Consider the following 13,611-nt stretch of genomic DNA (forward strand, 5'->3'; position numbering starts at 1 on the left):
CTTTGTCTAGCTACGTCTAGCAAGACAGACAAAAAAATGAGCCGAAGCTCACTTGATAACGACTGCCCCGCAGCCTCGCTCCACTTCAGCATCCAGCACAAACGGTGCGGTGTTGGCAATGTTGGCCAGTCGCTGTGTACCTTCGCTTGCACCCCAGCGTCTAACCGTATCGAAAAATTCTTCCACGTCGTGATTAACCAAACGATGCTTAGGTAGGCCAGTGACATTACTGGTAATCATCTCGCCATCTTCATCGCGCTCTACACCGATATGACATAGCTCATGGTCAACCAGTGCACAAAACTCCCGATCAGTCGCCGTTTCACAATAACTCGCATCCAAGGTAATAAGGTATGTGGGTGTAAATCCAAACCATTCACGCATTTGCTGTTCCTGACGTGCTTTCTGCCAGCCACCAGCACGAAAGGCCACACGCTCACACTGGCCAAGCACCAGGCTATTTTTATTTTTAGCCGGTGCGGATGCCCAGGCAAAGGTTAAAAATCCTGTGCCTTCTTTCGCTGCATCAATCAGATCAGCAATATGCTCATGTTCCGGGTTATACAGTGGACTACCAATAGTTAAAAATGTACGTTTTACCCAGGCCAGCACTTCAGGTGCAGGGATCAGCTCAACCACTGGATCAAGCCCAGATTCCAAATCTGCTTTAGCCTGATCCAGAAAATTTACTGGTGGGAATGGTCTAACGAGGTCAGTCATAGAAACACCGGAAAACTAACAGCCAAATAAATAAATAAACTGGCCAGCAAAACCAAAGCGGCCAGCACGAAATACACCCCGTATCCACGATCCATGTGCACCCCGATAAAATGCCTGTTGGCCAGTCAATAATTAGTTGTGACAGTCACATTTAATTAGGTTAAAATTTATGCTCTATCCAGTGAGCTATAAGAATGAAAAATGTAGAAGATAAATACACAGCGGATCTGTTTAAGAACCCTGTAGGCCGTCCACCCAAAATTGATAAATCTGGCAAGTCAGCAGCACAACGCAAAAAAGATCAGCGTGAACGACTTACGCTACGTGCGGCCGCAAATGATTTTGACCAGGCTGTTTGCCTGCATGTGCTCAACAATAAGCAGCTACGGGAAAAATACGGTGTGCTGGCCTGCCAACATTTAGAGAAAATATTAAGCAAATAAAAAATCCCGACTGCTGCCCCTCCCCAGTAACAGCAGTCGGCTGGTGCAATACGCTCACCCAAGCACAAACTATTTAATTCTCTTGCTGGCCATCAACTGGCGTAAATCCTTTAACCGATCCAGGGCTGCATAAAACTTATTATCTATTTCGGCCAGCTGCTCTGGTGTCTTGCCGGCGCGTGAACATGAGCCATAATGATCAAGCTCAGCTTTGGCCAGCCGTATCTGCTCAAGCAATGACATACAAAGTCCTTTTCAATAGGCACAAAAAAACCCGGCGCAGTGGCTGGGTTTGGTTGAAATTCTGTGCCAGCTCTTTTCGTTTAGCCTGCTGGCGAGGCTGCTAACAATTTAGTCCGCTGTTAGCTACGTCTACTCACTTACTCACAAAATACCGAATTGGCACGGGATAATGCTTCCAGTTTTCATTTTATTGGTCGGGGCGATCAACTCCCTGATTTTTGAAGTTCCTACAAGTCCAATTCATACCGATCAATAGTATGGGTTTAGATTGGCCATAAAAAAAGCCCAATCTTTGGGGGACTGGGCTATTAAGCGTACTGGGCTTGACTTACACAAAACGCCAGTTTTACATAAAACTACACCCTAATTTAACGAAATGCAAACTTTATTTTACTAAAGACACCCAGTACGCTTTTTAAAGTATTCCAACGCCTTTTTTTGCTTCTTGCGGGCAGCTGGTATGGTGCATTGTTCCATGATAGAGAGTGCCTTATCAGTCCACTCATGCTCATAGCGAAGTATTAAATACCAGGCACAGCGGCTTTCATCCAGATCAATTCTGGCCAGCATTTCCTGCAATACCTTACTGACTGCTCTGGCCTCAATATCATTAATTTGCAGATCTGGACGAATTGGTGTGGCCTGCCTAACTTTTTTAGTATCAGCTTTATCAATCATGACGGCCAATGGTGAGCTGTCACCACCGCCTGCACCAGCCTGACCATAAGTTGGTGTATTGAGCCATACGCCATACTGGATCACCCAATCAGCAGCACTAAACCGTTTCCAGTTGACCACTTGTAAAACATGTAATCGCTTATCCGTCCCCATAACAACCCCCCAAAGTAGTTAAACTTCCCTGATCTCAATGCCGTGAACAACTTTCATCAAATGTTTTTTTAAGCGGTATGGCCGCAATTTACGAGTTGCCGCACTCTTAACGTCCTCAACCACCAGCTGGCCAGTAGCATCGGTATAAACAAAATCTGCCACATACCGCATGGCGGGTGTTTTGCGCTTTTCAGAGTTGTATTTAACCCCTGCGGCCAGCTCGTAAGACACCTGCATGCGTAGATTCGTGATCTGGTCAGCCTGTAATAGCAGTTTTAAACCCTCGTACCGCAGACCTTCCTTTTTTGACTGAAACTTAAACCCATCAATTTCAACAGACTGATTATTATATTTAGACCGCTTTTTAGGCTTTGCCTGCTGCCCTGCTTTAGCTACTGGAGCAAATCGGCGACGGTATTCTTCCATGGACATGCTAGTCAATCTTGTACCCCTATACCCTGTAACTGGCTTTTAACAGCCACCTTGGCCGTTTGCTGCAACTCGTAAATGTGATAGTCACTTAAATTTTCTTCAGCACAGCGCTGTTTAAACATTTCTCGCGCTTCCCGAACTGCCAGCTCCAGCTGGGCCAGTACCAGGGCAGATCCGGCCAGGGAATCACTAACCGGCTTCATTTGGCCACCAGTCTATTGAGCTTGCTAAATACCGCGTAATAAGACCGATCCAGTACAAAAGCCATTTGGTATGGTGTGTATCCATCCCGGTGCATGGAAAGCAGTGCTGTCACCTCACATGGCCACCAGCCACCAATGGTGCTGTAGTAACGATGGGTTTGCTGGCAATAAATCATGCTGCACCTGGTGTACGCTGGCGCTGTTGCTGTTTGGCCAGTAGATCAGCCTCTGCCTGTACTGCACGTTGCTGGGCTTCCAGCTGTGCGGCCTGCTCTGCTTCACGCTCAAGCTGCTTGGCCATGGTGTCATTGGCCACTTTGCCGTGAATTAAACGAGCAAGGCATTTCTCCGGGGTTTCCCCTTCCTGAATATTCTCGCGGACTTGGCCAACGGTATAACCACAGCCAAACGGTTCCCAGTCTGGCCTATCTTCAAAAGATGGGTTTTTAGGGACTGGGGATTCTGTCTGGCGCTGTGAATGATCAGGCTGCTGTTTTGCTGGCTTCGCTGGTTTTTGGGCAGCTGGTTGAACTTGAGCCTTTCTCCGGGCATTCACGATCCAGACACGAAGATGCAGGTACAGCTGGTTTTCAGTGTGGCCCTTACCGTGGTTGTTGCGGTTGAAGTCTGCAAGCTGATCGGCAAGCTCTGTCTGGCTAACCGGTGGATAATCCTTCTCGGCCATCAAACTGTTCAGGTGCTCAAGGTTAGGTATCCACAGTGCACTTGCCTGCTCTGCCGTTAAAAACCCATCGGGATTTTTTTTATTTTTTTCTAAAGATATATTATCCCTATCCCTATCCCTTACTTCTCCCTTTCCCTTAAGAGCATTTTCCGCAGGATTTCCACCGGAATTATTTTTATTTCCAGTGGAATGATTACCGGATTCTTTGGAATTAGGTTTGGAATCTTCGGAAATAGTTTGCCATTCTGCTGGACTTCCTACGGCTATCCATAATTCAATGGTTGGAATTTCTACAGGTGGGAGTCCGCTTTCTTCCAGTTTCTTATTGGCTTTCCGTAGGCGATCTGCAAATTTAGCGTAGTGATGACGTTGTTTGCCTGCCCAGCTTTCCTGTGCTTTTTCACAGATAACTGGATGATAATAGCGGCCGTCCTCGCATAGTACCCAGCCATGTAGCGCCTCGTCTTTAATATTGAGCCATTCTTTAACGACACGGCCAAAGCCGGCCAGATTGGATAATACACGGTCATCAGCTGGCAGACTGCCTGCTGGAACCTGATGCCAGGCTGCACACCACAGCAGCAGGCCTGAACGAAATGCCTCGGCACTGGTCAGTGCGGTAAAATCGCTATCACGCAACCGCACCACATCCAGTGGCATATAGGCAAAGTCCCGCAAATCAATATTGTCGGGTATTAATGGTGCTGTCATTGCAAACTCCCTACTTGACAGCCTGGGCTGTAAATAAAACGGTTACATCAGTTTGGATAAATTGAGAAAACACAGTGCTACCGCCATTTTGAATAGCCTGGCGTATTTCCTGATCCAGACTTTTTAGCTGTTCAATATTTTCTTGGTGCCACTTGTCCAGTAGTTTCCTTTCAAACTGGGTTAATGGCCGTGGCTGGGTGGTTGTATGAGGTTTTCGTGACATCAGGCTCCCCTCCACACCAGAATTTCAGATTCGCGCCGACGGTTGAAATAGGCAAAAATGTCTGCCTTATTAAAGGTGCACGCAACAATCAGGCTTCGCCCTTTTCTAACGGCATACTGTTCAACGAATTTGCGATCTAATGACCAGCAAATAGATTGATCAGCCTCAATCGAATCATCACAGCACCGATAGGCTGTGACTGTTTTTGGCAAGCGTGAAAACTCACGACGTTCGCTTGTTTTCATTAGTTTGTGGCTGTTGCGACGCTGGCTTTTGAATAACGCAATCCAGCGGGTTTGGTCTTTAAAGCAACCTCCCGCTTTCCACGCTGTACCCAGAAAATTCCAATAGGTATTGTCATCGGTAATTTGTTGGCCATACTTTTCCATGAAAGGCAAAGCCAGACTGTGCGGGATCTGCGTAAACAGAATTGCTATGTCACGGTCTGTCATGCAGTCCGCGATGGGTTTAATGGGATGCCTTAACATTGTGCACCCCCTGGCAGATACTCTGGATCGATGTCACACCAGCACTGGCCAAAACTGCTATACATGAGCGGTGTGGGCGCCCAGATCGGTGTAACGTTATCCTGGTGCAATTTGATGTACCGGGTAGCTGTAGCAATCTCTAACATGCGCCCGAAAATGGACTGAATGCTGCCCACCTGATTGGTAGCAATGCCACCGGCCTGGCCTTTCTGGGTAAAGTTCACCTGGTCGCCCACGTAGTAGCGGCGGTAGCTATGCGGGATGCCTTTATATTTTTTGCAAGCCTGACAAAAGAATTTTTCGGCCAGTGTCAGCTCAACTGACTTGGCTTCTTCTTTAATCAATGGGCGTACATAGGTTAAGGCAAATTCAATACACCCATGCTCATGTAGGCTTTTTTCAATTAATACTGCTTGCGGCGGACTAACCTTAAACTTCCAGCCCATCTGCTGACGCCAGGATTCACGCAATACCATGGCATTTTTAACCGGATGGTCATTTTTACGCAGGTTAGCGCGGCATACTTCCATCATTTCTTCCAGCAGGTTTAAGGCCAGCTGGTGATACTGGTGCACCTCAAGTAGGTGCAAATTGGGTGCTTTAGTCGGCCGTTCTTCATAACGATTCATAATGACCATCCTTGGCCAGTAGCCATCTGGATAATATTAAGAGCAAAGAAAAATATGGCAGTGGCGCGCCACCAAAAGCGGCCATTGCACTTGTTGAGGTTCTGCTCGGCAAGCCGTACAACATGATCCTGGCATGCAGTCAGCAAAACTTTGGTGTTACTGCATTTAAGGCAATCCGGTGTTTTATCAAGATTGGCAGCTGGCAGTGTTTCCAGCGCTTTATGCAGATCGCGTAACTCGCACTGGGTAGTAAACATGCTGTTGTTTTTGATACCAGCATATTGCTGAATACCCACAAAGGCCCAATGGCCATCCTGATAAAGACGGAATCGGTCATCGTAATAATGGGTGATTCGGTCATCGGCCAGCTGGTACTGCGCGATATATGCTGTACCAATTGGGGCCTGCTTGCGGATCTGGTGTGCTGCTGCCCGTCCACCAAGGTTCGCTATTAATTGACTTGCTTCTATACTCATGGTTAAATTTCCTTTCGACTAGTTGTACCGTTCGTTACTCGCAATAACGAACACCTAAAAGCCCTTGCTGTTCGCAGTTAGGGCTTTTTTATTGCCCGGATTTGTTGCGGTCGCTCTGCTGCGCATCGTTTTATTCGTTCCCTGTTAAACCAAAAATCTTTTGTCTAACCTTCGTTTCATGTTCGATTTGTTCGAGATGAGGAATGATTAGATTTTCAAAGGTGTACTCACTGGCCCCCTGGCCTGCTCGCTGGCAATCAGCCAAACCAACAAGACGATCCTTTACAGCCTGTGGCATGTGTACGGTGATAGAGGCGTCTTTCTTGCCCCGTGCGACTTGGCGCATGTTGTTTCCCCTGTTGCGGCGACGTCCTTTCCCCATGGTGATTCCTTCCAATTGGTGGTTAAGTGGTGGCTTGTACAACCTGATTAGTTTCACTGGCGGAAGCAAAGCCAAAGTGCTCAAGTACATCCATCTCGGAAACCTGACCATTGCTCTCTGCTGCCAGAGCTTTACGCAATTTTTTTCTTGGTTCTTTATAGCCATACAGCAAATGAGTCATGAGATAGCCTGGCGTAGTACCGGCTCTAATGGCATACGCTTCCAACTCCTCAGGGCTTAACTGAATTAAGAAGTCTCTAAATTTCATGGTTGCCTCTCCTTTTAAAGAGAATATTACCTTTTAGGTAATATAAATACAACCTTTTTTGTTGTTTACCTTTTAGGTGATAAGAGTAAGAATTTGCTAATGGACAATAGAACGATTCGCTATAACAACGTGCGCTATTTGGTTGATTTAATTGGTGGGGTTTCCAACTTTGCTGAAAAGATCGGAAAAGGCCAATCGCAAGTTAGTCAGTTCGCTGGCACTAATCCCATTAAAGGTATCGGCAATAAAATTGCCCGAGAGATTGAAGCCGCCCTTCAGAAAGATCATGGCTGGCTAGATGTAGCTCATCCTGAATTATGGGAAAGTCATGGCGACATGCGCCCCACCCAATCCCAAAGCATGGGCGATATGGTGCAAAGTCAGGGCTTTGTACCGCCTGCTGGTACCGAATTAATAGACGTACCTCACCTGTCTATGCCAGTGATCTCATGGGTGCAGGCTGGTGATTGGACACCAGTAATGGCATCTGATTTATCGAATGTAATTGAGTGGCTGCCTTACGATCCCAGAGCAGGGAAAAACGGATTCGGGTTGGTGGTTAAAGGCGCGTCAATGGAGCCAGTGTTCCGAGCTGATGATAGGATCTACGTAAACCCTACTTATCAAATTGATGAGCTCAATACTGGTGATCTAGTAGTGATGGCCTGCGATGGTGACTGTGAAGCCACATTCAAAGAATTAGTTGTAGAGGGTGGTCGCTATTACCTACGGGCGTTAAATCCCAACTGGCACGAAAAAATCATGCCCGTGGATCATAATTGCAGGTTGGTGGGCAAGGTCGTGGGACGGTATACGATTTTTTAGGGTACTGAAAACCAAGGATCAGGTGGCCAACGGTACGGCACCTGATACGAAGACGGCTTAAAGAAAAGAAATTGTGAAGCTGTCTTTACCAAAAAAACTAATTTTTGGGATTACAAATTGAACATGCTTAGTATATTGTATATAGGGTTACCTTGATGGTAAGAAAAGTATTAAGTCGATATGATCGTTCACCACCTGATGATGATTCGGTTAATCGAAAAATCCAGACGGTATCAGCTTTATATCCAATAGATGAAGTAAAAAACATTCTTGATCCAGATAGTATTGACTATGCAACTAACAAGGCACCTTTAAATGTGCAAGCTTTAGGTTGGGATTTAAAAGATGTATGTGATTTATTGCATGAAGCTTTTGACAGTGGTCAGTACATTGATTCTGAATGGTGTTTAAACAAAAAAGGGCACTGGTTAGCATGTGATAGTTATCGTATTCGGCGCCGTGAATTTATAGAAGCGGCTCATAAAGTCATGCAAATCGAATACTTTATTAAATTTTGCATTGGTAAAATGGGTGCGATTGTACTGATTGTTTCCTGCCATTTAAGTAGTTGAGGAAAAGGGTATGTCACTTGATCAAAGTTGCTGCCGCGTTTGTGGTGAAGGAAAACTTATATTGCATACAGAAAATGTTTGGCAAACGTATAAAGATACTGAGAAGCTTATTTCGCATACTTATTATGAATGTGATGACTGCGGTTCAGTCCGGCAAAGCATTGAGCAGTCTCGCCAAAATAAACGCATCATGATTGCTTTTCAAAAGGAAGTTGATCGAATGCTGTCTGGCGAAGAAGTTCGTGCTATTCGTGTTTCTCTTAATTTAACAATTGAAGAGGCTGGCAATTTATTTGGTGGTGGCCCTGTTGCGTTCTCTAAATATGAAAATGATGCATTAACTCAAAGCCTGCCAATGGACCGCTTACTTCGTGCAGTGAGAGCTAACAAAATGACCGCGTGGAACATTGCTCTGGAAACATGCCCTCAACTACTTGAAAAACTGGCTAATGTAGTTATGCAAAATACTCAAATCCACGAATCCAGTTATTATATGCCTGTGCTTGACTATCATCCTAATTCACAGCTATTTAAATCATCTACAAACGATTTTATTTCAGTGGAATCTAAGGAACAGAAACTGAGCCTTAGTGTACAGTCAGCTAATAACTTTATGCGTTGTTAATTAGGAATTAAAAATGCCAGATCTTAATAATGAATCATCAAATCTTGAAATAGATCTAATACGTGGTAAGGATTGCTCAACCATATACTTTGATAAGATTACTGGACTGTCAGTGAATGGGGCTGGTACGGTTAAACTTATCTTTGCACAACAGGAACCACGCACCCCTAATCGCTTTGAAGAACAATTAATTATTGCGCTTCCTATCGGAGAGCTGCCAAACATTAAAGCAGCTATTGACAAGATGATCGCATCGGAAATCAGTCAGGGACGTTTGCAGGCTGATGAGTTATCAATACGTCAAAATCTAAAGAGTAATGTGGAAGTTAAATGTCAGCACTGTGGACATTTCTTTCCATCGCCACTTCCTTTTAACTCCAAAAGGAATTTTGATTTAGCTCAATTGAAGGGCAATCGAACCGACTGCCCTTATTGTGGACATATGACTGGAGTAGATAAAGAACATATGCGTGCTACTTTTCCTGATTCACCCGAGCCATTTATCGGGGAACTTGCTAAGGATTAATACGTCGCCAAGTAACCCCAGATCTGCAAAAATCAACGCTAATACCATTCTGATTTAAAAAGCAAACTAATAGCCCGGATGAATCTTCCGGGTGTTTTTTTAACTGAGAGATAATACTAATAAGTTGCTCAACCTGCTTTTCATCTAACATAACCTTCCCCTATACCCGGCCCCGCGCTGGGTTTCTTTTTTTAATATAGCAGAAAAATAAAAAATATTATCTTTTTGGTATTGCATTAATTTACCTTTTAGGTAATATTATCTTCAACAAGCCAATAAACAGGCAAAAAGAAACCTCCGCGTTGCTGTCACAACCGGAGGCCTGACCCCAACTGAACTGGAGTAAAAATATTATGTCACCAATGCAAAAGTTTGTCATCAGTAGCGAGCAATCGCTACTGGCCAAGCGTCACCGCCGTAATGTGTTCCGCGCCCGTATCATTTCCGCGTGCAGCGTTAAAAACGTGGTTGCCGTATTTATCCATGCAGGCCTGATCGTGTTCTTTGTAGTGATTACCACTGCCCTGTATGCGTTTATGTCCACCCTTGTGCGTGGAGGCATTTAATATGACCACTGCATCTCTCAAGGTTTACCAAGCCATCAATGCAGTACAGCGTGCACTGGCCAAAGAAGGAATTTCAAAGGATCGCCAGGCCTCCGGGTTTGGTAATGGCTATGCATTCCGGGGCATTGATGATGTCTACAATGCCATAGCTCCCTTACTGGCCGAGCACAAGCTGGTGATTATTCCACGCTGTGTTGAGCGTACTGAAACACAGCGGCCCAGTGGTAATAAAACCCTGTATTTTGTCCTGGTCAAAATGGAATTTGATTTTATCAGTAGTGAAGATGGATCTAAGCACGTGGCCTGCGTATTTGGTGAGGCGATGGACGCAGGCGACAAGGCCACCAACAAGGCCATGTCGATTGCCTATAAATATGCCTGTTTCCAGACCTTTGCCATTCCGACTGAAGGTGACAACGATCCGGACGCCACTGTGCATGCTCCAGGTAATGTCCAGGCTAAACCTAAACAGGCAGCTGGCCAGCCGCAACAGCCGCAACCCAATCAACCAGCTTGTGAGCAGGTAAAGCCACTGGCCACTATCCTGGCTGATATTAATAAGGCCCGGAATGTGGATACGCTTACTGCAATCCGCGACTATGTAGCGGCTCGGCAATATAGCAATTCTGATATTAGCGAGTTCAAGCAGGCGCTAAAATCACGCCATGATCAGCTCATACAAAAACGGCCAGCCCAGGCCAACCAGCAGCATGGCCAGTCACAAGGATTCAAACCGCTTCAGTCTGTGCTCAAGGATATTCTGGCCACCAAGACGGTGCACGATCTTATTGACATCAAAAACTATGTTTTTAATGTTGGCCATGGTGAGGAAGGCTACACCGAGCATGATTTCCGGATCATTAAAAACCAGCTCGCAGCGCAACACGACAAGCTGGTCAAATACTCGACCAAGAACCCTGCTCCAGCTGTCCGGCCTAACCTAGATGATCCAATCCCGTTTTAATAATCCCGCCCTGCTGTGGCGGGGCATCCTACCCTATTGAAGGATGTAAACATAATGAAAACAGACTCTCTTTACCGTAAGCTAATCCGTGAGAAAGCTAGGGTAAAATTTAAGGTATCTGGCCAGCTGCCAGGCACCTGCCAACATGGGTCACATCAAGCCTATGTGTACTATGCATGTCGCTGTGATGTTTGCGTCACTTCGCACAATGCCTACCAGCTTAAATTGGCTAAAACGTCGCCTGTGCGCCACGGCACGCTCTATGGTTATAAAACCCAGGGATGTAAATGTCCATTATGTAAACAGGCTGTACAGGAATATTTCCGTGATTACCGGTCAAGGGAAGTAGCAGCATGACCCATTACTACGCCTGGAAGAACAATGAAAAGCGCGCGGTACACAGAACAGCCGAGAGATTGAGTTTGAGGATGGTACTCGCGAGATCGTCAGCGGCAACAGTTTAAGAAAGTTAGGAGGTAAATAATATTATGGGAGCACAAATTAATCAGCAATCAGCAGCAGCTGGCCAGACAGTACAAAGCAGCTACACCACGACAGACCTGTGCGTAAAGTTTAAACGCACTGCCCGTACATTTCTGCGCTGGCAATCTGAAAAATGGCCTAATCCCTTCCCTAAACCGATTTCAGCGTCAAAGGGCGCGGATAATGTATATAGTGCCAAGGCTGTAGACGCATGGGAAGCTGCTGGCGGCTTAAATGCTCAAGTAGCCACATCCAATGAGTGATTGTTTAAAATCACCTGTAATCGCTCATACCATGCCTTATAGGCCTCTGCCTGCTCTTTTAAATAATCATACCGGTCATACGTCTGCCACATTTTTGGCAGCGCATGGCCAAGCATGATCTCACACACGTGGGGTGGTGCCAGTTCTGACATATTGGTGCGCATGGTACGGCGCAAGTCATGTAACGACCAATGCAGCATTTCATAGTTTTTATGCCGCTTCAGCCACTGAAAAATATTGTTCGGCATTGATAAATGCCCTGATTCTTTCATAGGTTCAGTAGAATTTAATGCTGTGAAAATATAATCAGAATTATAGCTAATCATCATGGCCTGCCTGATCAGGCTCTCAAACTCCGGAATAATCGGCCGCAGTAATGGTTTTTTGGTCAGTTTGCCAGTCTTATGATTTTCAGCCGGTATAGTCCACACGCCTTTTTCAAAATCAAAATCTTTCTTTTTGGCCAGCTTTAATTCACCTACCCGGCAGCCATACATCAGGCACAGCTTCATAAATATTTTGTTTTTTACGGCCATTCTGGTTTTATCCAGGGCATGCCAGGACAAATAGATTTCCTGATTAGTGAGTGCTCGCTCAGTGGAATTTTTAATAATATTTAAATCATGCTTTGCTGATATATCTTTTAAGTGATTCACGCTGGCCAGTTCGCGCTTAATCGCCCAGCGGTACACATGATCCGAATTTAACAATATCCTGGATGCAATAGATTGAGAGTGCTTGGTTATATCTTCCAGCAGTAAGACCCACTGCTGAAGGCTGATCTCATCTGCCAGGAACTCGCCAATAATAGGCAGTGCATGAATTTCAAAGGATCTTAAAATCTGGTGATGGGAGGCCTTTTTGGGCTTGCATGAATTTTCATACCACATGTAGAACAGGTCATTAAAATTTTTGGCATTAACAATATTGGCTTTTTCCTTATGCCGGATATTCTTAGGGTCGTGGCCCTGCTCCAGCTGGGCACGCAAACGCTGGCCCTCTGCCCTGGCATCCTTCAAAGACATAAGCGGGTATGAACCCAGATCCAGACGCTTGGCCTTGCCGGCATAGTTATAGCGCAACTGGAATACGATTTTACCCTTGGGTGACACCCGGACACTGAGCGCATCACGGTCTGCCCGTTCTTCCGTCTTTTCCCGTTCTTTTTTATGGTTGGCTTTTAGCCACGCTTCAGATAATGCCATGATCGACTCTTGTACATAATTTCCAAAAATTGGCCAGCATGTACAAAACAGCCTGATTATGTACAAGGCTATGTACATAATTTTAGTGTCTTGTTGTGGCGCTTGGTGGCTGATTATGTCCTGTAATGTCGCATAGTGGAATACAGAAGCTAGGGAAATAAAGGTTTTTTTGTCGTGTGGTGACGGATGGTGTCGCGTGGTGTCTTATTGTTTATTATAAATATGGGCAATGATTGAAAAATTACGGATGTTGCGAATATCGGTCACAGTGCGGCCAAAATATAAAGTTATTGAAAATGGCGCATTCTAACGCATTTTAAGCAAGAAAACTTGCAGGAAATGAGTGCTTGACGTGATTAAAGTACGATATAGGCTTTTTTAAACTCAGGCGGCATACGGATGGGTCGCCCATTAGAAAGCCGGATGCAAACCCAGTGGGTTTTGGCTTCAAATACTACCTTTTTATCTTGTAAGCGTATGAATTCATATTGCCGGTAAAGGTTAAAACCATCCGTTTCTGTAAGCCATGTTTTTAATAATAATTGATCCCCTGTAAAGCAGGAGGCCAGATAGGTCATTTCATGATGACGGGCGACCATCGCAGCATCAAGTTTTTGATAACCAATAAAGTCAAGACCCAGCGCCGCAGAATGCGCCCAAGCCACATCCTGCATCCATTGCAGATACATAATATTGTTCACATGGCCAAAGCTGTCGAGGTGCTGGTCAGTTACCGTAATGATCTGCTCAAAAAGCTGCATGCGACTCCGCTACAAGTTTCATATTTTAGTGAATAACTATAATGGTAATCTCAGCATAATGATGAATTTTTATTTTAGACAGTGCAT

The 13,611-nt window shown here is 45.3% G+C and carries 23 protein-coding genes; 8 read left to right on the forward strand and 15 right to left on the reverse strand.

The window, feature by feature from the left end; genetic code table 11:
- Positions 1–48: 48 nt before the first annotated feature.
- On the reverse strand, positions 49–720 hold the full coding sequence (locus E2B99_RS03370) for a putative metallopeptidase (RefSeq protein ID WP_134243575.1): 672 nt from the start codon (positions 718–720) through the stop codon (positions 49–51).
- Positions 721–914: 194 nt separating this feature from the next.
- Here E2B99_RS03370 and E2B99_RS03375 point away from each other — a divergent pair, with 194 nt between their 5' ends.
- On the forward strand, positions 915–1,163 hold the full coding sequence (locus E2B99_RS03375) for a hypothetical protein (RefSeq protein ID WP_134243576.1): 249 nt from the start codon (positions 915–917) through the stop codon (positions 1,161–1,163).
- A 69-nt stretch (positions 1,164–1,232) separates the two neighbouring features.
- On the opposite strand, the gene E2B99_RS03380 is transcribed toward E2B99_RS03375, so the two are convergent.
- From E2B99_RS03380 to E2B99_RS03435, 12 genes are all read right to left on the reverse strand, one after another.
- Complete coding sequence (locus tag E2B99_RS03380; RefSeq protein ID WP_134243577.1) at positions 1,233–1,406, reverse strand: ABC transporter ATP-binding protein; 174 nt, start codon at positions 1,404–1,406, stop codon at positions 1,233–1,235.
- Between the two features lie 393 nt (positions 1,407–1,799).
- Positions 1,800–2,237, reverse strand: a complete 438-nt coding sequence (locus E2B99_RS03385) for a hypothetical protein (protein WP_134243578.1) — start codon at positions 2,235–2,237, stop codon at positions 1,800–1,802.
- 18 nt (positions 2,238–2,255) lie between these two features.
- Positions 2,256–2,678 carry a DUF1064 domain-containing protein gene (locus tag E2B99_RS03390; RefSeq protein WP_134243579.1) on the reverse strand — a complete coding sequence of 141 codons (423 nt, stop codon included), beginning with the start codon at positions 2,676–2,678 and terminating at the stop codon, positions 2,256–2,258.
- The gene (locus E2B99_RS03395) at positions 2,675–2,872 is read right to left on the reverse strand and encodes a hypothetical protein (protein WP_134243580.1); all 198 of its coding nucleotides are present in this window, start codon (positions 2,870–2,872) and stop codon (positions 2,675–2,677) included. The genes E2B99_RS03390 and E2B99_RS03395 overlap by 4 nt, the downstream gene beginning before the upstream one ends.
- Positions 2,869–3,048 (reverse strand): hypothetical protein, encoded by a 180-nt coding sequence (locus tag E2B99_RS03400; RefSeq protein ID WP_026470020.1) that lies wholly within the window; start codon positions 3,046–3,048, stop codon positions 2,869–2,871. The genes E2B99_RS03395 and E2B99_RS03400 overlap by 4 nt, the downstream gene beginning before the upstream one ends.
- Positions 3,045–4,268 carry a DUF1376 domain-containing protein gene (locus E2B99_RS03405; protein ID WP_134243581.1) on the reverse strand — a complete coding sequence of 408 codons (1,224 nt, stop codon included), beginning with the start codon at positions 4,266–4,268 and terminating at the stop codon, positions 3,045–3,047. The genes E2B99_RS03400 and E2B99_RS03405 overlap by 4 nt, the downstream gene beginning before the upstream one ends.
- A 10-nt stretch (positions 4,269–4,278) precedes the next feature.
- The gene (locus tag E2B99_RS03410; RefSeq protein ID WP_134243582.1) at positions 4,279–4,491 is read right to left on the reverse strand and encodes a hypothetical protein; all 213 of its coding nucleotides are present in this window, start codon (positions 4,489–4,491) and stop codon (positions 4,279–4,281) included.
- Positions 4,491–4,880: a hypothetical protein gene (locus tag E2B99_RS03415; RefSeq protein ID WP_240687714.1), complete on the reverse strand. Its 390-nt coding sequence runs from the start codon at positions 4,878–4,880 to the stop codon at positions 4,491–4,493. The genes E2B99_RS03410 and E2B99_RS03415 overlap by 1 nt, the downstream gene beginning before the upstream one ends.
- Positions 4,881–4,972: 92 nt before the next feature.
- Positions 4,973–5,608 carry a hypothetical protein gene (locus E2B99_RS03420; RefSeq protein WP_134243583.1) on the reverse strand — a complete coding sequence of 212 codons (636 nt, stop codon included), beginning with the start codon at positions 5,606–5,608 and terminating at the stop codon, positions 4,973–4,975.
- Positions 5,605–6,084, reverse strand: a complete 480-nt coding sequence (locus tag E2B99_RS03425) for a hypothetical protein (protein WP_134243584.1) — start codon at positions 6,082–6,084, stop codon at positions 5,605–5,607. The genes E2B99_RS03420 and E2B99_RS03425 overlap by 4 nt, the downstream gene beginning before the upstream one ends.
- 130 nt (positions 6,085–6,214) lie before the next feature.
- A complete protein-coding gene (locus E2B99_RS03430) occupies positions 6,215–6,466 on the reverse strand; it encodes a hypothetical protein (RefSeq protein ID WP_134243585.1) in 252 nt (83 codons plus the stop codon).
- 22 nt (positions 6,467–6,488) lie between these two features.
- Entirely contained in the window at positions 6,489–6,734 is a 246-nt protein-coding gene (locus E2B99_RS03435; protein WP_134243586.1) for a hypothetical protein, read from the reverse strand.
- A 99-nt stretch (positions 6,735–6,833) separates the two neighbouring features.
- Between E2B99_RS03435 and E2B99_RS03440 the strand changes: the two genes are divergently transcribed.
- The 7 genes from E2B99_RS03440 to E2B99_RS03470 all read left to right on the forward strand — a co-directional run bounded on the left by E2B99_RS03440 (position 6,834) and on the right by E2B99_RS03470 (position 11,558).
- Positions 6,834–7,559 carry a LexA family protein gene (locus E2B99_RS03440; protein WP_134243587.1) on the forward strand — a complete coding sequence of 242 codons (726 nt, stop codon included), beginning with the start codon at positions 6,834–6,836 and terminating at the stop codon, positions 7,557–7,559.
- 155 nt (positions 7,560–7,714) lie between these two features.
- On the forward strand, positions 7,715–8,131 hold the full coding sequence (locus E2B99_RS14705; protein WP_205669628.1) for a hypothetical protein: 417 nt from the start codon (positions 7,715–7,717) through the stop codon (positions 8,129–8,131).
- Positions 8,132–8,141: 10 nt separating this feature from the next.
- The gene (locus E2B99_RS03450; protein WP_134243588.1) at positions 8,142–8,756 is read left to right on the forward strand and encodes a type II toxin-antitoxin system MqsA family antitoxin; all 615 of its coding nucleotides are present in this window, start codon (positions 8,142–8,144) and stop codon (positions 8,754–8,756) included.
- A 13-nt stretch (positions 8,757–8,769) separates the two neighbouring features.
- Entirely contained in the window at positions 8,770–9,282 is a 513-nt protein-coding gene (locus tag E2B99_RS03455; RefSeq protein WP_134243589.1) for a hypothetical protein, read from the forward strand.
- Between the two features lie 353 nt (positions 9,283–9,635).
- On the forward strand, positions 9,636–9,848 hold the full coding sequence (locus E2B99_RS03460) for a hypothetical protein (RefSeq protein WP_134243590.1): 213 nt from the start codon (positions 9,636–9,638) through the stop codon (positions 9,846–9,848).
- A gap of 1 nt (position 9,849) precedes the next feature.
- Positions 9,850–10,812 carry an ERF family protein gene (locus E2B99_RS03465; protein ID WP_134243591.1) on the forward strand — a complete coding sequence of 321 codons (963 nt, stop codon included), beginning with the start codon at positions 9,850–9,852 and terminating at the stop codon, positions 10,810–10,812.
- Positions 10,813–11,300: 488 nt separating this feature from the next.
- Complete coding sequence (locus tag E2B99_RS03470; protein ID WP_134243592.1) at positions 11,301–11,558, forward strand: hypothetical protein; 258 nt, start codon at positions 11,301–11,303, stop codon at positions 11,556–11,558.
- Here E2B99_RS03470 and E2B99_RS03475 read toward each other — a convergent pair.
- Together E2B99_RS03475 and E2B99_RS03480 are read right to left on the reverse strand one after the other, a co-directional pair.
- Positions 11,534–12,763: a tyrosine-type recombinase/integrase gene (locus E2B99_RS03475; RefSeq protein WP_134243593.1), complete on the reverse strand. Its 1,230-nt coding sequence runs from the start codon at positions 12,761–12,763 to the stop codon at positions 11,534–11,536. The two genes, E2B99_RS03470 and E2B99_RS03475, sit on opposite strands and share 25 nt — an antisense overlap.
- A 356-nt stretch (positions 12,764–13,119) precedes the next feature.
- Positions 13,120–13,524 (reverse strand): acyl-CoA thioesterase, encoded by a 405-nt coding sequence (locus E2B99_RS03480; protein WP_134243594.1) that lies wholly within the window; start codon positions 13,522–13,524, stop codon positions 13,120–13,122.
- Positions 13,525–13,611 lie beyond the last annotated feature (87 nt).

It is taken from the genome of Alkanindiges illinoisensis (genome assembly GCF_004377485.1).
In the GTDB taxonomy this organism is placed as follows: Bacteria; Pseudomonadota; Gammaproteobacteria; order Pseudomonadales; family Moraxellaceae; genus Alkanindiges; species Alkanindiges illinoisensis_A.